The 24,234-nt window shown below is 66.1% G+C and carries 23 protein-coding genes and 2 tRNA genes; 11 read left to right on the forward strand and 14 right to left on the reverse strand.

All coding sequences use genetic code 11. From position 1 onward, the window contains the following. Positions 1-2: 2 nt before the first annotated feature. From KYN89_RS05055 to KYN89_RS05105, 12 genes are all read right to left on the reverse strand, one after another. Positions 3-78 (reverse strand) — tRNA-Thr (locus KYN89_RS05055). A 31-nt stretch (positions 79-109) separates the two neighbouring features. Further along, on the reverse strand, positions 110-1,189 hold the full coding sequence (leuB, locus tag KYN89_RS05060; RefSeq protein ID WP_222824117.1) for a 3-isopropylmalate dehydrogenase: 1,080 nt from the start codon (positions 1,187-1,189) through the stop codon (positions 110-112). Then, entirely contained in the window at positions 1,186-1,764 is a 579-nt protein-coding gene (gene leuD / locus KYN89_RS05065; protein WP_222824118.1) for a 3-isopropylmalate dehydratase small subunit, read from the reverse strand. Before leuD ends, leuB begins: the two co-directional genes overlap by 4 nt. After that, positions 1,754-3,178, reverse strand: a complete 1,425-nt coding sequence (gene leuC / locus KYN89_RS05070) for a 3-isopropylmalate dehydratase large subunit (protein WP_222824119.1) — start codon at positions 3,176-3,178, stop codon at positions 1,754-1,756. The genes leuD and leuC overlap by 11 nt, the downstream gene beginning before the upstream one ends. Positions 3,179-3,189: 11 nt before the next feature. Next, positions 3,190-4,755, reverse strand: coding sequence for a 2-isopropylmalate synthase (locus KYN89_RS05075; RefSeq protein WP_222824120.1), 1,566 nt, complete (start codon positions 4,753-4,755; stop codon positions 3,190-3,192). After that, the gene (locus KYN89_RS05080) at positions 4,739-5,032 is read right to left on the reverse strand and encodes an ACT domain-containing protein (protein WP_222824121.1); all 294 of its coding nucleotides are present in this window, start codon (positions 5,030-5,032) and stop codon (positions 4,739-4,741) included. Before KYN89_RS05080 ends, KYN89_RS05075 begins: the two co-directional genes overlap by 17 nt. Further along, on the reverse strand, positions 5,022-6,731 hold the full coding sequence (ilvG, locus tag KYN89_RS05085) for an acetolactate synthase 2 catalytic subunit (protein ID WP_222824122.1): 1,710 nt from the start codon (positions 6,729-6,731) through the stop codon (positions 5,022-5,024). Before ilvG ends, KYN89_RS05080 begins: the two co-directional genes overlap by 11 nt. Before the next feature lie 25 nt (positions 6,732-6,756). Further along, the gene (gene ilvC, locus KYN89_RS05090) at positions 6,757-7,788 is read right to left on the reverse strand and encodes a ketol-acid reductoisomerase (RefSeq protein ID WP_248285038.1); all 1,032 of its coding nucleotides are present in this window, start codon (positions 7,786-7,788) and stop codon (positions 6,757-6,759) included. 12 nt (positions 7,789-7,800) lie between these two features. After that, entirely contained in the window at positions 7,801-9,477 is a 1,677-nt protein-coding gene (gene ilvD, locus KYN89_RS05095) for a dihydroxy-acid dehydratase (protein ID WP_222824123.1), read from the reverse strand. Between the two features lie 83 nt (positions 9,478-9,560). After that, on the reverse strand, positions 9,561-9,683 hold the full coding sequence (locus KYN89_RS15430; protein ID WP_010235715.1) for a hypothetical protein: 123 nt from the start codon (positions 9,681-9,683) through the stop codon (positions 9,561-9,563). 153 nt (positions 9,684-9,836) lie between these two features. After that, the gene (gene proB / locus KYN89_RS05100; protein WP_222824124.1) at positions 9,837-10,649 is read right to left on the reverse strand and encodes a glutamate 5-kinase; all 813 of its coding nucleotides are present in this window, start codon (positions 10,647-10,649) and stop codon (positions 9,837-9,839) included. Between the two features lie 50 nt (positions 10,650-10,699). After that, positions 10,700-10,773, reverse strand: a tRNA-Cys gene (locus tag KYN89_RS05105). A 151-nt stretch (positions 10,774-10,924) separates the two neighbouring features. Here KYN89_RS05105 and KYN89_RS05110 point away from each other — a divergent pair. Continuing rightward, positions 10,925-11,701 (forward strand): acyl-CoA thioesterase, encoded by a 777-nt coding sequence (locus tag KYN89_RS05110; RefSeq protein ID WP_248285039.1) that lies wholly within the window; start codon positions 10,925-10,927, stop codon positions 11,699-11,701. A gap of 312 nt (positions 11,702-12,013) precedes the next feature. Here KYN89_RS05110 and KYN89_RS05115 read toward each other — a convergent pair whose 3' ends face one another. Continuing rightward, entirely contained in the window at positions 12,014-13,177 is a 1,164-nt protein-coding gene (locus KYN89_RS05115) for a crotonase/enoyl-CoA hydratase family protein (RefSeq protein ID WP_222824125.1), read from the reverse strand. Positions 13,178-13,327: 150 nt separating this feature from the next. Then, positions 13,328-14,515, reverse strand: a complete 1,188-nt coding sequence (locus KYN89_RS05120) for an LL-diaminopimelate aminotransferase (protein WP_029140342.1) — start codon at positions 14,513-14,515, stop codon at positions 13,328-13,330. 147 nt (positions 14,516-14,662) lie between these two features. Between KYN89_RS05120 and KYN89_RS05125 the strand changes: the two genes are divergently transcribed. From KYN89_RS05125 to KYN89_RS05170, 10 genes are all read left to right on the forward strand, one after another. Then, positions 14,663-16,579, forward strand: a complete 1,917-nt coding sequence (locus KYN89_RS05125; protein WP_222824126.1) for a PHA/PHB synthase family protein — start codon at positions 14,663-14,665, stop codon at positions 16,577-16,579. A gap of 115 nt (positions 16,580-16,694) precedes the next feature. After that, the gene (locus KYN89_RS05130) at positions 16,695-17,498 is read left to right on the forward strand and encodes a phasin family protein (protein ID WP_222824127.1); all 804 of its coding nucleotides are present in this window, start codon (positions 16,695-16,697) and stop codon (positions 17,496-17,498) included. A 173-nt stretch (positions 17,499-17,671) separates the two neighbouring features. Beyond that, the gene (gene clpS, locus KYN89_RS05135; RefSeq protein ID WP_248285040.1) at positions 17,672-18,094 is read left to right on the forward strand and encodes an ATP-dependent Clp protease adapter ClpS; all 423 of its coding nucleotides are present in this window, start codon (positions 17,672-17,674) and stop codon (positions 18,092-18,094) included. 92 nt (positions 18,095-18,186) lie between these two features. Beyond that, the gene (locus tag KYN89_RS05140) at positions 18,187-19,410 is read left to right on the forward strand and encodes an LptF/LptG family permease (RefSeq protein WP_222824128.1); all 1,224 of its coding nucleotides are present in this window, start codon (positions 18,187-18,189) and stop codon (positions 19,408-19,410) included. A gap of 11 nt (positions 19,411-19,421) precedes the next feature. Further along, positions 19,422-20,519 carry an LPS export ABC transporter permease LptG gene (gene lptG, locus KYN89_RS05145; protein WP_197637585.1) on the forward strand — a complete coding sequence of 366 codons (1,098 nt, stop codon included), beginning with the start codon at positions 19,422-19,424 and terminating at the stop codon, positions 20,517-20,519. After that, the gene (locus KYN89_RS05150) at positions 20,516-21,046 is read left to right on the forward strand and encodes a GNAT family N-acetyltransferase (protein ID WP_222824129.1); all 531 of its coding nucleotides are present in this window, start codon (positions 20,516-20,518) and stop codon (positions 21,044-21,046) included. Before lptG ends, KYN89_RS05150 begins: the two co-directional genes overlap by 4 nt. A gap of 160 nt (positions 21,047-21,206) precedes the next feature. Next, the gene (locus tag KYN89_RS05155) at positions 21,207-21,365 is read left to right on the forward strand and encodes a hypothetical protein (RefSeq protein WP_197637587.1); all 159 of its coding nucleotides are present in this window, start codon (positions 21,207-21,209) and stop codon (positions 21,363-21,365) included. Positions 21,366-21,380: 15 nt separating this feature from the next. Then, complete coding sequence (locus tag KYN89_RS05160; protein WP_222824130.1) at positions 21,381-22,538, forward strand: N-acetyltransferase; 1,158 nt, start codon at positions 21,381-21,383, stop codon at positions 22,536-22,538. A 94-nt stretch (positions 22,539-22,632) separates the two neighbouring features. Continuing rightward, complete coding sequence (locus KYN89_RS05165; protein ID WP_010235745.1) at positions 22,633-23,058, forward strand: response regulator; 426 nt, start codon at positions 22,633-22,635, stop codon at positions 23,056-23,058. A gap of 331 nt (positions 23,059-23,389) precedes the next feature. Next, entirely contained in the window at positions 23,390-24,193 is an 804-nt protein-coding gene (locus KYN89_RS05170) for a response regulator (protein ID WP_010235749.1), read from the forward strand. Positions 24,194-24,234: the final 41 nt, after the last annotated feature.

The raw sequence follows: 24,234 nt of genomic DNA on the forward strand, positions 1-24,234 counted from the left end.
GGTGGTGCCGCTTACGTGACTCGAACACGTGACCCCATCATTACGAATGATGTGCTCTACCAACTGAGCTAAAGCGGCATGTCGCTTGGAGGGACGCCCCTTATCCTCGCTATGCGGTGGCTGCAAGGGGGATGCTGGGGGCAGCTGCGCGAATCCTTTCGCATACGGCCTGCGCGACCTCCTGTGTGGTCGCGCTGCCGCCGACATCGCCGGTGTTCACGCCATCGGCGAGACATTTGGAGACCGCGCGTTCGATCGTCGCTGCGGCCGCTTCCTCGCCCAGCGCGTGGCGCAGCAGCATCGCCGCGCTCAGGATCGCGCCGATCGGGTTGGCCTTGCCCTGCCCGGCTATATCGGGCGCGGAGCCATGAATGGGCTCGAACAGGCCGCCGTGGGTCAGGCCGAGCGAGGCCGAGGGGGCGAGGCCGATCGAACCCGCGATCACCGAAGCCTCGTCGCTCAGGATGTCGCCGAACATGTTCTCGGTCAGGATCACGTCGAAGGCGGACGGGCGCTCGATCAGCTTCATCGCCATCGCGTCGACCAGCACGTGGTCGAGTTCGACATCGGGGAACTCCGCGTCGCGAAGCGCAATCACGGTCTTGCGCCACAGGCGGCTGGTCGCGAGCACGTTGGCCTTGTCGACTGAGGTCACCCGGCCATCACGGCCGCGCGCCGCTTCGAAGGCGATGCGGGCGATCCGCTCCACCTCACCGCGCGAATAGGCGCATTCGTCGGTCGCGTTCTCGTCGCCTTCCTGCCGGTTGCCGAAATAGATGCCTCCGGTCAGTTCGCGCACGATCAGCAGATCGGTGCCCGCGACCCGTTCCGGCTTAAGGGGGGAGAGGGCTTCGAGGCCTTCGAACAAGGTAATCGGGCGCAGGTTGGCGAAGGTGCCCAGCTCGGTGCGCAGCGCCAGCAGGCCCGCTTCGGGCCGGGGGCCGCCGCCGTCCCACTTGGGTCCGCCGACCGCGCCGAGGAACACCGCATCGGCAGAGAGGCAGGCGGATTTCGTCTCTTCGGGAAAGGGATCGCCATGCGCGTCGATCGCGCAGCCGCCGAAATCGTGGCTGGAGAAGGCGAGCGAGAGCGCATGCTCCGCCGCGACCGCTTCGAGCGCGGCGCGCGCGGCGGCAGCGACTTCGGGGCCGATCCCGTCGCCGGGGAGGAGTACGATCTTATGGGTCACGCGGCGGCCTCGTATTCTGCGATCTGCGCGTCGTGCGCCAGGATGTGGCCCAGCGGATCGACCCCGTCGAGCAGGCAACGGCGCGCGAAAGGTTCGACCGCGAAGCGGGCTTCGATGCCGTCTTCGGTGGTCAGGGTGCACTCTTCCAGGTCGATGGCGATGGCAACGCCCGGTCGTTCGAGCAGGGCCGCGTGGGTTTCAGCGTCGACCTCGACCGGCAGCAGCCCGTTCTTGAGCGAGTTGCTCTTGAAGATGTCGGCGATGTCCGAGCTGACCACCGCGCGAAAGCCGTAGTCGAGCAGCGCCCACGGCGCGTGTTCGCGTGAGGAGCCGCAGCCGAAGTTCGGCCCCGCGACCAGTACCTGTCGATCGCCTGCGCCTGCGACCGGGAACGGCGAAGCGTTCTTGGGCTGATCGTCGGCGGTGTACCGCCAGTCGTAGAACGCATTCGCCCCCAGCCCCTCACGCGTGGTGGTGGTGAGGAAGCGCGCGGGGATGATCTGGTCGGTGTCGATATTGCTCTGGCGCACCACCAGCGTGCGCGCCTCCAGCCGCTTGAACGGATCAGGCTGCATCGCGCGCCTCCGTGCTCATATATTGCGATGGGTCGGCGATATGGCCCGCGATGGCGCAGGCGGCCGCGGTTGCAGGCCCGGCGAGGACGGTGCGCACGCCCTTGCCCTGCCGACCGACGAAGTTGCGGTTGGAGGTCGAGACGACCAGCTCCCCCGGCGCGCCCTGGTCGCCGTTCATCGCGATGCACATCGAGCAGCCGGGCAGGCGCCACTCGGCCCCTGCTTGCGTGAACACGGCGTCGAGCCCCTCGGCTTCGGCCTGCTGGCGGATCGCTTCGGAGCCGGGCACGATCAGCGCGGTGACACCGTCTGCCACTGTGCGCCCGCGCATGACCTCAGCGGCTTCGCGCAGGTCGGACAGGCGCGAATTGGTGCAGCTGCCGATGAACACGCGGTCGACCTTCGCCTCGGCAAAGGGCCGGTCGGCGGCGAAGCGCATGTATTCCGCGGCTTCGCGCTCGGAATCGTTGGCGGGAGCAGGCGCGTTACCGGTAACGGGCGCGGCGGCATCGGGGGAGACGCCGTAGGTGATCATCGGGCGGATCGCGGCGGCGTCGACCGTGACTTCGGTGTCGAAGCTAGCCTCGGGATCGGAGGGCAGCTCGCGCCAGCGGGCGACTGCGGCATCCCAATCCTCGCCCTGAGGAGCGCGCTCGCGCCCTTCGAGATAGGCGAAGGTGGTTTCGTCCGGCGCGATCATGCCGACGCGCGCGCCAGCTTCGATCGCCATGTTGCACAGGGTCATGCGGCCTTCCATCGACAGCGCCTCGACCGCTTCGCCGGCGAATTCGACCGCGTAGCCCTGCCCGCCGTCGGCACCGATCTGCGCAATCATGGCGAGCGCCATGTCCTTCGCGCCAACGCCGGGCGACAGTGCGCCTTCAAAGGTGATGCGCATCGACTTGGGCTTGCGCTGGAGCACGCATTGCGTGGCGAGCACGTGGCCGACCTCGGTCGTGCCGATCCCGAAGGCGAGCGCGCCGAAGGCTCCATGCGTCGAGGTGTGGCTGTCACCGCACACGATCGTCTTGCCGGGCTGGGTCAGGCCCATTTCCGGGCCGATCACGTGGACGATCCCGCGCCGCGCATCGTCGAGCCCGAGCAGGTCGATGCCGTACTTGGCGCAATTCGCCTCAAGCTGGTGAACCTGTTTCTCCGCCGCCTCGGTCGCGTAGGGCAGCCGCCCGTCCGCGCCCGCAGGCAGGGTCGGCGTCGAGTGGTCGAGCGTCGCCTGCGTCAGGTCGGGGCGGCGGACGGACAGCCCGCGTTCCTCCAGCACCGCAAAGGCCTGCGGCGAGGTGACTTCGTGCACCAGGTGCAGGTCGATGAAGAGGATCGCGGGCGCATCCTCGCTTTCGGGGACGACGACATGTGTGTCCCACAGCTTGTCGAACAGTGATCGGGGGGCAGACATTGCGGATACCCTCACGCCGCGTCGGCGAAATTCGCGGCGTGCGACAGCCGCTCGTGATTGTTGAACGCCGCCAGCAGGGCTTCGGCGGCGGCGATGACCACGTCGGTGTGCTGGCTGCGGCCCGAGATCGCCACGCCATCGACCAGCAGGCCGACCTCGATCTCCATCTCGCGGCTGAGCTGGTGCGCATCGACGCTTTCCAGCGTGCCGTGCTTCACCTCGGCGGCAACGCAGAAGGCATCGGTCAGCGCCTCGAACGGACCGGTGCCGTGGCCGATCGTGGTCAGCCGCCCGCGCGTGCGGTGGTCGAGCGTGACCTTGGCGGTGGGCCGGTCGTTGGCCTTGGTTCCGGTGCGCATCTCGACCCGGACCAGCTCCCACGCGTGGCCGCGACCGTCTTCGGCGAGCAGATCGCACAGGTCGTTGTCGGTCACTTCGCGCCTGGTATCGGCCAGCCGCTTGAAATCGGCGTAGAGCTTTTCGAACCGGTTATCGCCCAGTTCGCCCTGGCCCAGCGCCTCCAGCCGCGCGCGCAGCGCATGCTTGCCAGAGTGCTTGCCCAGCACCAGCGCGTTGGAGGGCAGGCCGATGTCTTCCGGGCTCATGATCTCGTAGGTCCGCCGGTCGGCCAGCACGCCGTGCTGGTGGATGCCCGCCTCGTGGGCGAAGGCGTTGCGCCCGACGATCGCCTTGTTGCGCGGCGGAGCATTGCCGGTGACCTCGCCCAGCAGGCGGCTGACCGCGAAGATCTCGCGCGTCTCGACCCCGCTGGTCGCCCGGTAGTGATCGGGCCGCGTCTTGAGCGCCATCACTACTTCTTCCAGCGCGCAGTTGCCCGCTCGCTCGCCGATCCCGTTGATCGTGCATTCGACCTGCCCCGCACCGCCGCGCACTGCGGCCAGGCTGTTGGCCACCGCCATGCCCAGGTCGTTGTGGTTGTGGGTCGAGAACACGACATGATCGGGCCGCGCGACATTGGCGGTCAGATCCGCGAACAGCGCGTAAATCTCTTCCGGCGAGGTATAGCCGACCGTGTCGGGCACGTTGAGCACGTCGGCCCCTGCGGCGGCGGCGCATTCGAGCGCTTCCTTCAGGAACGCGGGATCGGTGCGCAGCGCGTCTTCGGCGGAGAACTCGATCTCGGTGAAGCGGCCCTTGGCCATCCTGATCGCACGCTCGATCGTGGCGAGCGCTTCGGGCTTTTCCATCCGGTGCTTGGCCGCCAGATGCAGGTCGCTGGTGCCGAAGAACAGGTGCAGGCGGCTGCGCTTGGCCGGGCCCAGCGCCCGTTCGGCGGCGACGATGTCACCTTCCATCGCGCGCGAGAGCGAGCACAGCATCGGCGCATCGGGCAGATAGCCGATCTCGCTGGCGATCGCGTGGATCGCCTCGGCATCGCCGGGCGAGGCGGCGGCAAAGCCGACCTCCATCACATCCACCTTCAGCTTGCGCAGCGCATGCGCCAGCTTCAGCTTCTGCGCGGTGTTCATCGAGAAGCCGGGCGCCTGTTCCCCATCGCGCAGCGACGTATCGAAAATTGCGATCTGGCGCGGCTGCGCCTCATCCGTGTGCGACATGGACGACCTCCGCTACGCGCGTGTCATTGCTCAGGTGGATGGCGTTCTCGACCGCGTAAACCCGGTCCAGCTGGCGCAGCAGCGTGTCGATCCTGCGCGAGGCGTCCATCGGCGCGAGCGCGAGGGTCATCACCGCGCGGTCCCCGTCGCTGCCCATCTGCATGGAGCGGACGGAGAAGCCGCGCGCCTCGATCACGCCGAGCGTCCGGCGAAGCGCGCCTTCCTCGCACGCGAATTCGATGCGGATATGCTCAAGGCTCGGGGTGTTACGCGTCATGGCGCTTCTCCATCATTTCTGCATTCGATTTGCCCGGCGGCACCAGCGGCCAGACGTTTTCTTCCGGGTCGATCCGGACATGGGCGAGGATCGGGCCGCGTGCGTTGATCAGGCGGTCGATCGCCCCGTCCACTTCCTCGCGACGCTCGATCCCGAAGGCTTCGATGCCGAAGGCGTTGGCGACTTCGACGAAGTCGGGATTGTCGGACAGGTCGACCTCGGAATAATTCCCGTCGAAGAACAGCTCCTGCCACTGGCGCACAAGGCCCAGCATCGCATTGTCGAGCAGCAGGATCTTCACCGGGATCTGGTACCGGCGCAAAGTCGCCAGTTCCTGGATGTTCATCTGGAAGCCCCCGTCTCCGCACACCGCGAAGACGTGGGCGTCGGGCTCGGCCAGCTTGGCGCCGATCGCTGCGGGCAGGCCGAAGCCCATCGCTCCCAGTCCGCCGCTGGTCAGATGCGCCTGCGGGCGCGAGAAGCGGCAGTGCTGGGCGACCCACATCTGGTGCTGGCCGACATCGCAGGCGACCACGAAATCGTCGCCGACCCGCTCCGACAGGGTCTTGAGCATCGCGGGCGCATAGACCCCGTTGCCCGGCGCATCATAGCGCGGAGCATGCTTCTCGCGGGTCTCGGCGGTGGAGCGGGTCCACGCGTCGATCTCGCCCTTCTCGAAGTCGATCGTGGCGAGGCTCGATTTGAGATTGCCGCACACCGCCGCATGGGCGAAGCGCAGCTTGCCCAGCTCGGCGGCGTCGACATCGATGTGGACGACCGAGGCATGCGGGGCGAATTCGGCCAGCTTGCCGGTCGCCCGGTCATCGAACCGCGCGCCCAGCACGATCAGCAGGTCGCATTCCTGCACCGCCATGTTCGCAGGCCGGTGGCCGTGCATGCCCAGCATGCCCAGCATCGCCGGATGCTCGGGCGGCAGCACGCCCAGACCCTGCAGCGTGGCGACCGCAGGGATGCCGCTTTCCTCCACGATCCGGCGGACCATTTCGCTGGCATTGGCGCGCGCGACGCCGCCGCCCAGATAGAACAGCGGCTTCTTCGCGCGGGCGATCAGGCGCTCCGCCTCGGCAATCGATTCGGATGTCGGCGCAGGCAGGATGTCGGCTTCGGGCCGCCGCAGCGCCCCGGGTTCGCACACCGCCTGCTGCACGTCCTTGGGCAGGTCGACCAGCACCGGGCCGGGGCGCCCCCCTTCTGCAATGGCGAAGGCTTCCGCCATGGCCGAGGGGATATCCTCGGGCCGGCGGACGATGATCGAATGCTTCACGATCGGCATGGTCATGCCGAAGATGTCGGTTTCCTGAAACGCGTCGGTGCCCATCAGCGTCTGCGGCACCTGCCCGGTGATCGCCACCATCGGGACCGAGTCCAGATAGGCATTGGCGATTCCCGTGATCAGGTTGGTCGCGCCAGGGCCGGAGGTCGCCAGGCACACGCCCGCGCGGCCCGTAATCCGGCCATAGGCATCCGCAGCGAAGGCGGCGGCCTGTTCGTGCCGGACCAGGATGTGCCGCGTGGTGCCCTGCGGCAGCGCGTCATACACCGGCATGATCGCGCCGCCGGGATAGCCGAACACGCAATCGACGCCGAGCGCGGCCAGCGTATCGACTACCAGCTGCGCACCCGTGCGGGTGGCAGGCTGGCTTTGCGGACTGTGCAGGGGCTGGGTCATGGTGTTCATGGCTTTCACTTGGGCAAAGGCGCGCTTACGCGGCCTTTTGCTCCTTCTTCTTCTCGTCGGACTGCAGCCACGACATCAGGCCGCGCAATTCCTTGCCGGTGGCTTCGATCGGGTGAGACAGATCGGCCGCCTGCATCTCGTCGTACTTCTTCTTTCCGGCCTCGTTCTCCGCGATCCAGTTGCGCGCGAAGGTGCCGTCCTGAATGTCGGTCAGCACGTCCTTCATCCGCGCGCGCGTCTCGTCGTTGATGACCCGCGGGCCGGAGACCAGGTCACCGTAGATCGCGGTTTCGGAGACGAACTCGTGCATCTTCTCGAACCCGCCTTCGTACAGCAGGTCGACGATCAGCTTGAGCTCGTGGAGACACTCGTAATAGGCGATCTCGGGCTGGTAGCCGGCGTTGACCAGCGTCTCGAACCCGGCAGCGACCAGCTCGGTCGCGCCGCCGCACAGCACCGCCTGTTCACCGAACAGATCGGTCTCGGTTTCCTCGCGGAAGCTGGTCTCGATCGCACCGGCAGTGGTCCCGCCGATCAGGCTGGCATAGGCCAGCGCCCGCTCGCGCGCTTCGCCGGTCGCATCCTGGCGCACCGCGAACAGGCAGGGCACGCCGGCGCCCCGCTCGTATTCGCGGCGCACCAGGTCTCCCGGTCCCTTGGGGGCGACCAGGATCACGTCGATTCCGGCGGCAGGCTGGATGCGTTCGTACAGCACGGTGAAACCGTGAGCGACCAGCACTGCGTCGCCCGGCTCCAGATTGGGCGCGATTTCGGAGGCGAAGATCGTCTCGTGGCTCATGTCCGGGGTCAGCAGCGCGACCAGCGAGGCGGCCTTGGCCGCTTCGGCAACCGGCATCACGGTCAGGCCGTCGGCGCGCGCTTTCGCGGCGGTGGGCGAGCCATCGCGCAGGCCGACGATGACTTCGCAGCCGCTGTCCTTCAGGTTCATCGCGTGGGCGCGACCCTGGCTGCCATAGCCGATGATGGCGACGGGCTTGCCGCGCACCAGTTCGGGATTGGCATCTTCGTCGGTGTAGACCTTGATCGTCTTGGGCATGGTATCAGTCCTTCACTCGGTAACAGGTGGAATGGTGGTTGCGCCGTAGGCGGCGGACGAGACGAGACGGGCGTATTTGTCGAACACCCCGCCCATGGAGTTTGGCGGTCTGGGAGTGTGCGCCGCGCGGCGGGCATCCCAGTCGATATCGGCGTCGATTCGGCGGGTTTCCGCGTCGATGCGGATGATGTCGCCTTCCTCGACCAGCGCGATCGGGCCGCCCTTGGCCGCTTCGGGAGAGCAGTGGCCGATCACGAAACCGTGGCTCGCGCCGGAAAAGCGCCCGTCGGTAATCAGCGCGACCTTGCCGGCCAGACCCTGCCCGGCGAGCGCGGCGGTCACCGCCAGCATCTCGCGCATGCCGGGCCCGCCGGAAGGGCCTTCGTAGCGGATGATGACCACATCGCCCGCCTGGATCTGGTTGGCGTTGACGGCTGCAAAGCAGGCTTCCTCGCCCTCGAACACCTTGGCCGGGCCTTCGAACGAGGCTGCGCCGTAGCCGGCAGTCTTCAGCACCGCGCCTTCGGGGGCGATGTCGCCGTAGAGGATGCTGAGGCCACCGGTCGCCTTGACCGGGTCGGCAGGCGATTTGACCACCTGCTGCCCCGGCGTCTCTTCGGCGCGGGCCAGTTCGACAAACAGGCTGTCGCCCGTCACCGTGGGAGTGTCTTCCAGCATCCCGGCGTCCGCCAGCCGTTTCCCGAACAGCGGAACGCCGCCCGCCGCGTAGAGATCGCGCGCCAGGAAGCGCCCGCCCGGCTTCAGGTCGGTGATGACCGGCACGCTGCGCGACAATTCGTCGAAGGTTTCGATCGGGAAGGCAAAGCCCGCCTCCGCCGCGATCGCGGGCAGGTGGAGCACGGCATTGGTCGAGCCGCCGCTCGCGACGACCGCGGTCGCCGCGTTGCGGATCGATGCGGGGGTCAGGAAGGTGCGTGCCGAAGTGCCTTCCTTGGCCAGCTTGGCCGCCAGCCGCCCGCAGCGCGCCGCCTCGACCCGCTTGGCAGAGTCGGTCGCGGGCGGATCGCCCGAACCCATCGGACTGATACCCATCATCGCCAGCGCCATCGCCATGGTGTTGGCGGTGAACTGCCCGCCGCACGCACCCGCGCCGGGGCATGCCGCACGCTCGACCTTGTCGAGCTCGGCATCGCTCATGTCGCCCTTGGCGTGCGCACCGACCGCCTCGAACACGTCCTGGATCGACAGGTCGCGACCATCCAGACGGCCGGGCATGATCGTCCCGCCGTAGAAGACCAGCCCCGGAATATCGAGCCGGGCCAGCGCCATCGCGGCGGCGGGGATGGTCTTGTCGCAGCCGACCAGAATGACCGCCGCGTCCAGAGAGTGCCCCTTCACCGCCAGTTCGATCGAGTCGGCGATGATCTCGCGGCTGATCAGCGAGGCACGCATGCCCTCGCCGCCCATCGTGATCCCGTCCGAGACCACGATGGTGTTGAAGTCCACCGGCGTGGCACCGTTTTCGCGCAGGCCCTGCCGGATCGGCTCGGCCAGATCGGCCAGGTGCATGTTGCATGGCGTCACCGTCGACCAGGTGTTGACGACCGCGACCATGGGCTGCGCCATCTGTTCGTCGGTGAAGCCCGCACCGCGCAGCATGGCGCGTGCAGGTGCCTTGGCCGCACCCTTGGTGATCGCGTCGGAGCGTTTGGAAGTTATCTCAGTCATCACGTTGATCCCTTGACGGACCCAATAAAAAACCCCGCTTTCCTGTTCGGAGAGCGGGGTTCGAGAGGTCCGTCTGGCTAAGCCTAGCCGATGGGCACTCCCCCCCGCTGAATAAGAAGTACAAGGAAAATAACGAGGAGCAGCGCGAGACCCTGCGCAAACAGCACAGTCTCGTCGGCAGTACGGATGGCGGCCACGGCCTTCATTCGTCGTTCCTCGCATGCGCAGCACGATTGCTGCGGTGGCGAGCGGTTTATAACATCAAAGCTTAATGGCAAGCAAAAATGTTGCCGAACGGGGGGATTTTTCGGATCGTTTCGATCCGAGCGCCTTTTTTGACGTAGTTTTTCTGTTTGGAATCAGGACTTTGCCGGATCGAACAAAGTCGCCCGCGCGCCCTCTCGAAGCCCGCTGACCGGATGATCGCTTCGGCCGCTCGCGATGATCGTCGCCCGGCCCTGCCCGGTCGCGTGGCGGGCTGCGGCAATCTTGGTCGCCATGCCGCCCGTACCGACACCTTCGTGACGCGTTCCGCCGGCCATCGCGGCAATCCCCTCGTCGATACGGGGCACGTGAGCGATGTGGCGCGCGGCGGGATCTGCCGGATCGCGGTCGTAAAGCCCGTCCACGTCGGACAGCAGCAGCAGCAGGTCCGCATCGGCCAGTTCCGCCACGCGGGCAGAGAGCCGGTCATTATCGCCCAGCTTCAGCTCTTCGGTCGCAACGCTGTCATTCTCGTTGACCACCGGCACCGCGCCCGCATCCAGCAACACGCCCAGCGTGGCTCGCGCGTTGGCGGAGCGCTGAGGCGATTCGCTGTCGTCATAGGTCAGCAGCAGCTGCCCGACCGTGATCCCTTGCGTAGCGAAGGCGGCGCTCCACGCATTCATCAGCAGGCCCTGGCCAACTGCAGCGGCCGCCTGCCGCCGGTCGAGCTGCGGCGAACGCTCGATCCCCAACCGTTTCCAGCCGAGCGCCACCGCGCCCGAGCTGACCACGATCACCTGCGCCCCGCCGGCACGCAGCGCGGCGATATCCTGCGCCAGCGTCGCCAGCCAGGCGGTCCGCGCGATGCGGCTTTCGGGATCGATCATGAGCGAGGAGCCGACCTTGACGACGATCCTGCGAGCCTGCGCAAGGCTGGCGGCGACGGAGGAATCGGCACTGGTCATGGGCGCACCTCAAGTCGGCCAATGCGGCCTTATCCTACCTTCGTGTCGCGTGGAGGCCCGAGCCGGAATCGAACCGGCGTGCAAGGATTTGCAGTCCTCTGCGTAACCACTCCGCCATCGGGCCCCGCTGCTCACGGGCTTGGCGCGAAGCGGGCCATCTAGCGGGATGATCGCAGCAGTTCAATCGCCTTTCGGTCTCTAATGTCGCGCCCGCCCTTTCGATGGCCGCAGCCGGGTGTCTTCACATCGCCGCCCCCTTGTATAAGGAAGCCGCCATGACGATCGCTGCCATGCTTGAACCGATCGCCGGCAACGGCGAGACCGTAACCCTTCCCGCCCACGAGTGGATGCAGGGGCGCACGCTTTATGGCGGGGCGAGCGCGCTGATTGCGTACACCGCCGCGATCCGCGCCTTCCCCGATCTGCCCCCGCTGCGCTCCGCCCAGGTGGCGTTCGTTGCCCCGGTCGGCGCCGAGGTGACCCCGCATGCGAGCATCATCCGGCAGGGGCGCAACGTCACGCAGGTGCGGGTCGACCTGCTGGTGGAGGACAGCCCCGCGCTGACATCCTTCTGGCTGTTCGGTGCTTCGCGCGAGGCCAATGCGGTCCACCCCGCCGAGCCGATCGCCCCCGCGCCGATCCCGATCGACGAGGCCGAACGGCTGATGGAGGGCCAGGGCCCGGCCTTCATCCAGAACAATTACGAGTTGCGCCGCGCAGCCCCGTCGGGCGGCGAAGGCGGTCCGGTGGTCCGCCGCTGGCTTCGGCTGAAGGGCGGCGACGACCTCGACCCGACCAGCCGCCTGATCCTGATCGGCGACACCATGCCACCGGGCGCGATGCGCGCGATGCAGCGCCCCGGCCCGGTCAGCTCGATGAACTGGGCGATCAACCTGCTCGATCCGCTGGCGCAGACGCGCGACGGCTGGTGGATCGCGGAAGCCGCGAGCGACCATGCCGACCACGGCTATTCGAGCGAACGCCTTCGCCTGTGGGACGCCGACGGGCGACTGGTGATGATCAGCCAGCAGGCGGCCGCGGTGTTCGGCTAGCGAACTCGCCTCCCGATGGGGAGGGGGAGGAGCAGGTCACGCATCCCGGCGACGGGAATTTTCCTACTTCGTGCGCGCAGGCTAGCGTGGCGATGGCTCTTTCCCATCGTCGTCCTCCCGGTTCGCAAACGCCGCCCAGCAGGCTCGCTCGGAGCAAAAATCCGCAATGCGTCACCCAACGCGCACCAAGCCCCTGAGATAACGACGAATTCTCAGGGTGACACTCGGGTGACACGTGTCAACCACGTAACGCACCCGATTTACGCCCCCTCCCCGTGGGGAGGGGGCCGAGTTTTGGTGGAGGTGGGTGGCTCAGGCGGCGTCCGTGAAATTGGGCGCGCGCTTGGCCATTCCGGCCATCACCGCCTCGATCTGGTTGGGCTGGCGGATAACGCCCGCCTGCTCGACGCTTTCCGCCATCAGCATGTCCTCGCCCGTCTCGTCGTGCATTCGATTGTGGAGCCGCTTGGCTGCGCGCACTGCGTCCGGGTTGCGCTGGGCGATGGTTGCGGCGATTTCCTTGGCCTTGCCCAGCGGGTCGTCGGTGACATGCGTCGCAAGGCCCAGCACCTGCGCTTCCTCGCCCGAGAATTCGCGGTTGGTATAGACCAGCTCGCGCAGCACATCGTCGCGCACCAGCCCGCGCCATAGCTGATAACCGCCCATGTCGGGCACCAGACCCCACTTCATCTCCATGATCGCCATTCGCGCATCGGGCGCGACCACGCGGATGTCGGCCCCGCTGGCGATCTGCATCCCTCCGCCGAAGCACACCCCGTGCACCGCAGCGATTACCGGCATGGGCAGCTTGCGCCAAACGGTCGCAACCTGCTGAAACTTGTTCGAATCGCCATGCGTGCGGTCGGTCAGCTTGGGCTCGTCGGGGTCGGGGGCGCGGGCGAAGCTGGAGGTGTCGAGCCCGGCGCAGAAGCTGCGCCCCTCGCCCGACAGCACCACCACGCGTACGTCCTTGCGCTCCATCAGCGATTCGCCCGCCGCGATGATCGCCTCGAACATTGCCGGGTCGAGCGCGTTCATCTTGTCCGCCCGGTTGAGGCGGACATGCGCCACGCCATCCTCGCCGATCTCCACCGCGACCCGCTGTTCCTCGACCTGCGATGCCATGCCTGCGCTCTCCCGTTGTTCGTTCGTTTGAAACCGTCGGGATGGTTCGTTGCGCAAGGGCGCGGCGCTGTCCAGCCTGTATCCCGCCCCATCGGTGGCGATCATCGCCGCAAGGCCGACAGTCTCAAGCTTGCGCCGCAGCCGCGCGACATGGACCGCGACGCGATTGGTGCCCGGCTCGAAAGGGAGCCGCCAGACGTCCTGCAGAAGCGCGCGCTGGCTGACCGTGGCGTCCGGTGTCTCGGCGAGCCGCCAGAGCAGCGCAAACTCGCGCGGATGCAGCGCCAGCCAGCGTCCGTCGAGCGCAGCGTCGCGATGGAACAGGTCCAGCCGCAACGGGCCCGCTTCCATCCACCTCGCAATGAATTGCTGCGCTGCGTGCACGCGCCCCCGCCGCCCGCTGCCTCCACAAGGACATGCACCGTGGCACGTAGTTTACCTTATTGGAAAACAGGAACACTCCGGAACGGATGTATACCGGTTCAGGCTTGGGCGGCGGTCTTAGGCGTTCGATCGCTGCAGGAAGCGCTTGATATTGCGCGCGGCCTGCCGGATGCGCTGCTCGTTCTCGACCATCGCAATACGGACATAGCCCTCACCCTCCTCGCCGTAGCCGATGCCTGCCGCGACCGCGACACCCGCCTGCTCGAGCAGCTGTTTGGAAAAGTCGAGGCTGCCCATATGCTCGAAGCCCGGCGGCAGCGGAGCCCACGCGAACATGCTCGCGGGCGGCGAGGGGATTTCCCACCCGGCGCGGGTGAAGCTCTCGACCATCACGTCGCGCCGCCGCTGGTAACGCAGGCGGTTTTCCTCGACGATGTCCTGCGGGCCGTTCAATGCCGCGCAGGCTGCTGCTTGAATGGGCGTGAAAGCGCCGTAGTCGAGATAGGATTTCACCCGCGTCAGCGCCGCGATCAGCGTGGGGTTGCCAACCGCGAAGCCCATCCGCCACCCGGCCATCGAATAGGTCTTCGACATCGAGGTGAACTCCACCGCGACTTCCTTCGCGCCGGGCACTTCGAGGATCGAGCGGGTCGGCTTGCCGTCGTAATACAGCTCGGAATAGGCGAGGTCGGACAGGACCCAAACCTCGTTCTCCCGCGCCCACTTCACCAGCCGCTCGTAGAAAGCGAGGTCGACCGTCTCGGCGGTCGGGTTACTGGGGTAATTGACCACCAGCACGCTGGGCCGGGGCGAGGTGTAGGCCATCGCCTGATCCAGCGCGTCCCAATATTCCTCGTTTGGCGTGGTCGGCACAGAGCGGATCGTCGCGCCCGCTATGATGAAGCCATAGGTGTGGATCGGGTAGGACGGGCTCGGCGCCAGCACCACGTCGCCCGGCGCGACGATCGCGGTCGCCATCGACGAGAGGCCTTCCTTGGAGCCCATCGTCACCACCACCTCGCGCTCGGGGTCGAGCTCGACCCCGAATCGCCGCGCGTAGTAATTCGCCTGCGCCTTGCGCAGCCCGGGAATGCCGCGCGACTGGCTGTAGCCGTGCGCGCTGGCCTTGCCCGCAACCTCGCACAGTTTGTCGATCACATGCTGCGGCGGGGGGTGATCGGGATTGCCCATGCCCAGGTCGATGATGTCGCGGCCCGCCGCGCGCGCCGCATGGCGCATCGCGTTGACCTCGGCGATCACGTAGGGCGGCAGGCGCCGCATCCGGTAAAACTGCTCGTCGCTCAAGCTGTGCTCCCGCTCGCTCGGTTCGTTTCGTCCTTTCTGGAACGCCGCGCGCTTCTGTGCAATTGAAGCTTGAGAGAGGACGCCCAGAAATTTCTTTGCACGCACAAGCATGCGGTTGGCGGGAAATTGACCAGAAGGACCGATGCGATGGCCAAGGATTCATCCGATCCAGCCGAGGGGAACATGTTCTCCGCGATGCTGGATGCGCAGGCGCGCTGGACGCAGATGATGCTCGCGCCGCTCGCCACCACGGGCCAGAGGGATGCGGATAAGGGTGCGGATGACGCACCGCCCGCGCTCGCCGACCTTCAGAAATGGGCAGAGAACGCGACCCGGCTGCAGAGCATGTGGCTCGAATTCTGCCAGACCCACGCGATCGAGGCGACCAGCGATATGATGGCGGGGGACCCCGCCCAGTGGCCCGCCAAGTGGTTCGCAATGTTCGAAAGCTGGACCCAGCAGCTCCCCTTCGCGGACCCTGCCGAACAGCAGCGCTGGTGGGCGGAAAGCGCGCAGCTGTGGCAGGCGCTGATGCTCCCGCCAGGAGATCAGGGCGGCGAGGCCGGGGCGACCAGCCCGAAGCTGCCCCGCGAAGACCGCCGCTTCGCCGATCCGCGGTGGCGCGAACAGCCGGTCTATGCGCTGATCCACCAGACCTATCTGCTGCTGAGCGAGCGGGTGGAAGCGATGGTCGAGCAGCTGGACAACATCGATCCGGCCAAGCGCGAACAGCTCAAATTCGCGACCCAGGCGATGGCCGAAGCGCTCAGCCCCGCGAACTTCCCCGCGACCAATCCGATCGTGCTCGACCGGATCATGGAGACCCGCGGCGACAGTCTGGTCAAGGGTATGCAGAACCTGCTGCAGGATCTGCAGAAGGGCCAGCTGACCCATTCCGATCCGCAGGCTTTCGTGGTGGGCGAGAATATCGCGACCACGCCGGGCAAGGTGATCTACGAGACGCCGCTGTTCCAGCTGATCCAGTACGACCCGAGCACGGAAAAGGTGCTGTCGGTGCCGCTGGTGATCTTCCCGCCGTGGATCAACCGGTTCTACATCCTCGATCTCAACGAGAAGAAGAGCTTCGTAAAGTGGGCGGTCGACCAGGGGTTGACCGTCTTCATGGTCAGCTGGAAATCAGCCGACGCTTCGATGAAGGACGTGGTGTGGGACGATTACATCGCCGCCCAGATCGAGGCGATCGACCATGTCCGCAAGCGTCTGCGCCAGCCCGCCGTCCACACGATCGGCTATTGCGTCGCGGGGACCACGCTGGCCGCGACGCTCGCGGTGATGGCCGCGAAGGGTGAGGCCGACAAGGTCAAGAGCGCGACCTTCTTCACCGCGCAGGTCGATTTCGACGATGCGGGCGATCTGCTCCACTTCATCGACGACCAGCAGCTGACCACGATCAAGGGGCTGGAGCGCGACGGCTATGTCGACGGGCGCTACATGGCGGCGACCTTCAACCTGCTGCGCGGCAACGACCTGATCTGGAACTACGTCGTGCGCAATTACCTGCTGGGCGAGGATCACACCGCGTTCGACCTGCTCCACTGGAACGGCGACGTCACCAACCTGCCCGCCAAGTGGCACCGCAATTATCTGCAGGATCTCTATCGCGACAACCTGCTGGTGGAACCGGGCAGGCTAGAGGCGCTGGGCGAAGCGATCGACCTGACCAGGGTCGACGTGCCGACCTACATCCAGGCAGGCAAGGACGACCATATCGCGCCCGTGACCAGCGTCTGGAAGCTGACCGAGCATTTCACCGGCCCAACCCGCTTCGTGCTGGCAGGATCGGGCCACATCGCCGGGGTCGTCAATCCACCCGCGGCGGGCAAGTACCAGTACTGGATCAACGAGGACGAAAGGGTGGGCAGCCTCGAAGAGTTTCGCAAGGGTGCGACGGAGCATCCGGGCAGCTGGTGGCCCGACTGGATCGAGTGGATCCGCAGCCATGACGACAGGGAAATCCCCGCGCGCGGCAAGCGCAAGCCTGGCAGCGGCAAGACCGACACGGTGATCGAACCGGCCCCGGGGCGCTACGTAAAAACCCGGTAGAGGGCCCATTTCCCTCGGTAAACTGCGATTTGTGCACTGCACAAAAACTGCTTGAATTCGCATTGCACAATCGCTATTTGTGCAGTGCAGCAAGTAGTAAGAGGTGTCCGTTCAAATGGCTGACCAGACCACCGACAAGGGCGACGCTGCGGCGCAGAAGGCTTACGAGTCCGCCGTTGCCGCGAAGTCCGACAGCGAGCGCAAGCCCGCGACCGAATCGGTCAAGGCGCCTGAAGCGCCCGCCCCGACCGTCACGGCGAAGGAACCTGCGAAAAAGGCAACCACCAAGCCTGCGACCGCCAAGACAGCGGCGCAGGCCAAGAAAACCGCGCCGGCGAAGCCTGCCGTGAAGGCTCCCGTCGCGAAGAAGAAGGCCGGCCCCGCCAAGCGCAAGCAGGCCACCTCCACCAAATCGAAGGCGGCCCCCAAGACCGCCGCCTCCCCCAAGACGAAGGACACCACCATGGCTACCAAGACCGAAACCAAGACCCCCAATTTCGCCCCCAATTTCGCGAACGACATGGCCGCCGAAATGCAAACCCGCCTCGCGGGCATGTATGAAAAGGGCACCGAAATGACCGGCGAAATGGTCACCTTCCAGCGCGCCAACGCCGAAGCGATGGCCGAAGCCGGCAAGATCCTCTTCACCGGCATGCAGGACCTGACCCGCGGCGCCGTGGAAGAAACCCGCAAGGCTGCCGATCAGATGAGCGAAGACGTGCGCCTGATGGCCGCCGCCAAGTCACCGACCGAACTGGTCAAGCTGCAGGGCGACATCATGCGCCGCTCGTTCGACCACGCGGTCGCCACCGGTTCGAAGAACACCGAAGCGTGGATCAAGCTGACCAACGACGCTTTCGCGCCGCTGACCAGCCGTGTCAGCGAAGCGGTCGACAAGATGAACAAGCTCGCCGCCTGAGCTTGCGATTCTAGCGGGCCCGCCTTCGGCAACGACCCGCCAGTCCGGTAACGGACCAGATCACGACAAGTCACGAGGGGTCGGGCGCAGATATCGCCCGGCCCCTTTTGCATTCCCCCCTCGCCACCGCCGGTCCCTTGCAGATCGGCCCGGCGTTACGATATTGTTTTGCCATGCACGATCCCGCCACACTCCGCGCGCCTGACGCCAGCCTTCGCCCGCGCGATGCTGCGCCCCTCCCCTCGCGCGCACCGACCGCAGCCGGTAGCGAGGACGAAGGCGATGACGGTCGCCCGGCCGATCCCAATGTCGGGATCGCGACCAAGACCCGCGCCAAGCCGAAGAAGCCGAGCCAGTACAAGGTGCTGATGCTCAACGACGATTACACCCCGATGGAATTCGTGGTCATCGTACTCAAGCGGTTCTTCCGGATGGATATGGACGAGGCGACGCGGGTGATGCTGCAGGTCCACCAGCGCGGCGTCGGCGTGTGCGGGATCTTCCCCTACGAGGTCGCCGAGACCAAGGTGAACCAGGTGATGGACTTCGCCCGGCAGAACCAGCACCCGCTCCAGTGCACGCTGGAGAAAGCCTGAACCGGGCAACGTGCGACAAGCCACATGACGTTTGCGCGCATTGCCGCTAGGGCAGCGCGACCACGACCGTCCAATTAGCCGCGGGACCACGCTTGCCCTTCTCTTCGCGTCTCGACAGATACATCTTTCGTCTGACCATCGTCCCGATGATCGGCGTGTTCGCGCTCGCCGCGACGCTGTTGATGCTGGAGCAGATGCTCAAGCTGTTCCGCTTCGTCTCGACCGAGGGTGGCCCGGTGGGCGTGGTGTTCCAGATGCTCGGCACGCTGCTGCCCGATTATGCGGTGCTGGCGATCCCACTCGGCCTGCTGCTGGGTACCCTGTTCGCCTTTCGCCAGCTTGCGCTGTCGAGCGAGCTGGACGTGATGCGCGCGGTCGGCCTTGGCTACGGACGGCTGCTGAGGGTGCCGTTCGCGATCACCCTGACGCTGATGGCGATCAACGCCGCGATCGTGTTCTACGTCCAGCCGGTCTCCAAATATTACTACGAAGAACTCAATTTCGACCTGCGCTCGGGCGCGCTGGGTGCCTCGATCAAGGTCGGCGAGTTCACCACGCTGGCCGACCGGATGGCGCTGCGGGTCGAAGAGAGCGAGGATTCGGGCCGCAAGCTCAAGGGCATTTTCGCGCGGATCAATGCCGAGGACGGGCAGACCCTTTCGATCAGTGCGCGCGAGGGACGGTTCCTTTCGACCAGCGACAATCCCGACACGGTCATCCTGCGCCTGTCCGACGGCACGATCGTGCAGGACCCGCCGGGCGAGACCCCGCGCGTGCTCAGCTTTACCGAACACGACCTGCCGATCGACCTGCCCGCGATCGAGCAGTTCCGCGCCCGGGGCGAGGCGGAGCGCGAGTATATCCTGCCCGAACTGCTGCGCATGGGGTGGAGCGATACGACCACCGAGGCCCAGCGCCTCGGCAGCCAGGCAAGCTTCAACTACCGGATGGTGGAGCTGGCGATGATGCTGTTCATGCCGTTACTGGCGGTCGCACTGGCTATTCCGCCCAAGCGGTCGACCAGCGCGCTGGGTGTGTTCGTCGCGGTGATCCTCGTGGTCGCCTATCACAAGGTCAATCAGTACATGCAGGATTTCGCCGCGCTTGGCCGGGTCGATCCGACGCTGGGCCTGTGGGGCCCGTTTGCGATTTTCGCCGGACTGATCCTGTGGTGGTACTGGCAGATCGCCCATGTCCCCGGCGGCCAGCCGATCGGTGCGCTGGAAAGCGCTTTCGCCAAGATCCTCAAACGGATCGGCAAGCTGCTGCGTCCCAAACGCCGGGCCGACGCCTTCCGCGTCGAACAGGCTAGCTGAGCGGTCGGGATATGACGTTCGACTTCTTCCCGTCGCGCACGCTGACGCTGTACCTCGCCAAGATGTTCAGCCTGCGGATCTTCGCGGTGCTGGTGATGCTGGTGCTGGTGCTGATGATGCTCGACCTGCTGTCCAACAGCGGCCAGATTCTGGAGGTGCCGGGCAATACCGAGGCGGACCTGTGGCTCTATGCCTCGCTGCGGGTACCGATGCTGATCCAGCGGTTTCTGCCCTATTCGGTGTTGCTGGCGACGATCATCACACTGGTCACGCTCAACCAGAACAGCGAGGTTATCGCGATGAAGGCGGCGGGCCTGTCCGCGCATCAGGTGCTCGCCCCGCTGATCGTGACCGCGCTGCTGGTGGCGGGGATCAGTTTCGCCTTCAACGAACGCGTGGTGACCCGCGCGACCGCGCAGCTGACCGCGTGGGAGGCGACCGAATTCGGCGCGCAGCCCGACAAGCCCAAGAGCAAGGGCAGCATCTATCTTGAGGACGGGCAGAACATCCTCACCGCCCGCAGCTATTCCGGTGGCGGCCCCGCCCCGACCCTGCGTGATGTGACCTATTACCGGCGCAGTCCGTCGGCCGAGATCACCCAGAAGATCGACGCGCCGATGGCGGTTCGCGGGCCCGATGGCTGGGCGATGCAGAACCCGAGCGTGTTCACCGTCGGCACGGCAAGCCTGGCGCAACCGACCCAGCTGACCGTCGCCCCCGGCATCACCCCTGCGACGATCGAGCTGCAGGAGATCGACCCGACCACCCAGCCGTTCTGGCAGCTGGGCAGCTCGATCGAGGCCTATCGGCAGGCGGGCCGCGATACGGACGAGCTGGAAGCGAATTACTGGCACAAGATTTCAGGCCCCCTCGCCGCGGTGCTGATGCCCATTCTGGGCGCCGTCGCGGGCTTCGGTCTCGCCCGTTCGGGGCAGCTGTTCATGCGCGCGCTGATCGGCATGGCGCTGGGCTTTGCCTATTTCGTGATCGACAATGCCGCGCTCGCAATGGGCGATTTCGGCGGCTATCCGCCCTTCCTCGCCGCGTGGGCACCGTTCCTGCTGTTCCTGATGATCGGCGAGACCGTGCTCGTTCGCACCGAAGAGTGAACAGCGCACAGACCGACGACTGGCACATCCGCCTTGCGCGGCGCGGCGATGCGGCGGCGATGCCCGCGATCGAACGTGAAGCGGGCAGGATGTTCGAGCGCCTCGATGGGTTGGCATGGGTCTCCTGGCAGGAACCCGTGGCGGTCGACCGGCTGGAGCGCTATATCGCGCGCGGCCATTGCCTTGTGGCGCAGGCCGGCGAGCACCTTGTGGGATTTCTGGTGACCGAACCCTTCGGGCGCGAGCTGCATGCATACGAATTCAGCGTGCATCCCGACTGGCAGGGCCGCGGGATCGGTTCGGCGCTGCTGCGCGGATGCATGATCGACGCGCGCAATTCGGGCTTCACCGCGATCACGCTTACGACGTTCGCGGAGGTCCCGTGGAATGCGCCGTTCTATCGCCGGATGGGCTTCGTCGACATCGCCGCAGCGGACAACCCGCGTCTGGCAGGCGAACTCGCGGCCGAGGCGGAGCGGGGCATGCCCGCCGAAGCGCGCATCGCTATGACCTGCGCGCTTGGTTGACTGGTTTGCAACAATGTCTAAATGCACCGCGCATTCAGAGGGTTGCCCCCAACTGCCTTCTGTCGTGCTAAACGCGGGGTTCGGGCCGTTTGTGTTGGTGTTGCAACCTTCTCGCAAAAGCGTAGAAACACCCAAGGGGACGCAAGACAGGAATTTGCCCGTGTCGGGACCGCACACCGCGAAAGCCCAAGCCGATCTGCCGTTCCGCAAGCCCAGCCACGATCTCGATCGCATGACCTTGCGTGAGCCGATCGTCAGCGCTTTCCAGCACCACACCATCATGGCCCATCTTGCGCTCACCAGCAGGCCGGCCGGCTGAAATGCCCAGAGATTTATGACCGACATCACCGTCTCGCCGCTCGATGCGACGAAAAGCCGCGACCGTGCGGCCTTCGTCGACCTGGGCCGCCGCTTCGCCGCGCAGCTGCCGCACTCGGTTCCGCAACTGCGGGCCGAACAGCTCGAACTCATCAATCCGGGCAAGAACCCGTTCTTCGGCCATGCCGAAGCGCAGCTGTTCATCGCCTATCGCGACGGCAAGCCGGTAGGCCGGATCAGCGCGCATATCGACCGGCTGGCGCTGGAGGTGCCCGCCGAACAGGGCATGGGCCCCGGCACCGGCATGTTCGGCTATTTCGACGCCGAGGATGAAGCGGTCGCCAGCGCGCTGCTCGTGGCGGCAGAAGACTGGCTGCGCACGCAGGGGATGAACCGGGTGCTCGGCCCGATCTCCATGTCCATCTGGGAAGAGCCCGGCCTGCTCGTGCGCGGGCAGGATCATGCGCCGATGATCATGATGGGCCACCATCCCGAACGCTACGCCGGCTACATCGCGGGCGCGGGCTATGCGCCTGCCAAGCACCTTTATACCTACGATCTGCCGGTCGGCCGGGAATTCCCACCGCTGGTGCAGCGGATCGTCAAGTCGGGAGAGCGCAACAGCCGGATCCGGGTGCGCCCGATCGACCTCGACCATTACGAGAGCGAGATCGAAATCGTTCTCGAAATCCTCAACGATGCATGGTCGCAGAACTGGGGCTTCGTCCCGCTGACCGAGGCGGAGGTCGCCTATACCGGCAAGAAGCTGCGCCCGCTGATCCATCCGGAAATCAACCGGATCGCGGAACTGGACGGCGAACCGGTCGCCTTCATGATGACGCTGCCCAACGTCAACGATCTGTTCGCGCGCACGCGCGGCAAGCTGTTCCCGTTCGGCTGGCTTGCAACCCTGCGCTGGCTGCGCAAGCCGATGCACGCAGGGATGCGGGTGCCGCTGATGGGTGTGCGCAAGCGGCTGCATAACTCCCGCCTCGCCAGCCAGCTCGCCTTCATGATGATCAGCCAGATCAGGCATTCGGCGAGCAGCGTGTTCCACTCGGACCGCGGCGAGGTCGGCTGGATCCTCGAAGACAATCAGGGAATGGTCGCCATCGCCGACGCGATCGACAGCAGCATCAACCGCGAATACGTGATCTACGAGAAGGATTTGTAAGCGCGCGCATGCGCTCCGGAACGCGAGGGACACCCGCGGCGTTTGCTGCATATCCCCACTTGCCGACCCCGGCCCTCGCGAAGGATACCTACGAATGCCGCCGGACGGCGCCAGCCCCCGAAAGACCCGCAATTACGGGCCTGTCCTGATTGTCGAAGACGATGCCGTCCTTGCCCTCGCGGTGGAAGACGCGCTGATCGAGGCGGGCGCGCGCGACATCGCGATCGCTGCGACGACATCGCAGGCGATCGAGCGGCTGCGCGATGGCGACGTGGAAACCGTAATCCTCGACGTTCACCTGGCCGACCGCGGCGATGGCTGGGCGATTGCGGAAGTGCTGCGGGCGCTCGGCCCCAATGCACCCAAGGTCATTTTCGCGACCGGATCGCCCGACGAAATACCCGCCCATGTCGCGGATCTGGGCCCGGTGCTGGGCAAGCCGTACGATTTCGACGACCTGCTGGCGCATGTCGGCAAGCCCGAGCGGCCCTCCTTCCTCTCCCGCCTCAAGCGCGACTGAGCGCTCCTCCGCGCGCCTCTCGGCACGTCCGGATTGCGCCTTTCGCGCACCGCCATCAGGCACAAAAAAAGGCCTTCGATCCGCATGGTGCGGAACGAAGGCCTTCGGGATCGTATCACCAGCCGCTTGGACGGGAGGGGGGTCTCGGCGGTGACATAGGGAGAATGCCCCGGCCCGAAGCCGGTTCCTCGCCCCGCGAATTTTTTTTCGGCCCTTTCACTACCACGTCATCGAAACCACCTTGCAGGCGCTTTACAAGCGAACTTGCGCAGGCTTGGAACCTGCCTCGACGCCGGACGTTGGCGAGAGGTTCAGACGGGAAAGATACTACATGTCCATTGGAGAAAATGTCGCTGCAAACCTGCCCTATCTGCGTCGCTACGCGCGCGCGCTGACGGGATCGCAGCAGACCGGTGACGCCTTCGTGCGCGCCACGCTCGAAGCGGCGCTGGCCGACGACGAGCTCAAGTCCTCGCTCGAAGGCGGCCGCGTGCCGCTGTACCGGGCGTTCAACAAGGTGTGGTCGAGCGCCTATCTCGAAGTGTCGGACCGGGGGGCGGACAATGCCGACCTGCCCGACCAGATCAGCGCCGACAGGCTGCAAACCGTCACGCCGCTCAACCGGCAGGCGCTGCTGCTGACCACGCTGGAAGATTTCACGATCGAGCAGTCGGCGGAGATCATGGAGATCGCGCCGCAGGACGTCGAGAAAATGGTCCAGGATGCGATCGCCGAGATCGATCGCGAATCGGCCACCAGCGTGCTCATCATCGAAGACGAGCCGCTGATCTCGATGCAGCTGGAAGACCTCGTGCGCGGCCTTGGCCACGACATCTGCGGCACCGCCGCCACGCGCACTCAGGCGCAGCAGGTGGTCGCGGAGAAGACCCCGGGTCTGGTGCTGGCCGATATCCAGCTCGCCGATGGCTCCTCGGGCCTCGACGCGGTGGACGATATCCTGAGTATCGGCAGCGTGCCGGTGATCTTCATCACCGCCTATCCCGAGCGACTGCTGACCGGCGACCGGCCTGAGCCGACCTATCTGGTCACCAAGCCGTTCCAGGAAGCCACGGTGCGCGCGGCGATCAGCCAGGCGCTGTTCTTCAACGCCAGCCACGAGAACGCCTCCGCCTGAGGCAACGTCTCACCGAACAAAAGAAAAGGGCGTCGCGATTG

This window comes from Alteriqipengyuania abyssalis (genome assembly GCF_019857185.1).
Lineage (GTDB): Bacteria > Pseudomonadota > Alphaproteobacteria > Sphingomonadales > Sphingomonadaceae > Alteriqipengyuania > Alteriqipengyuania abyssalis.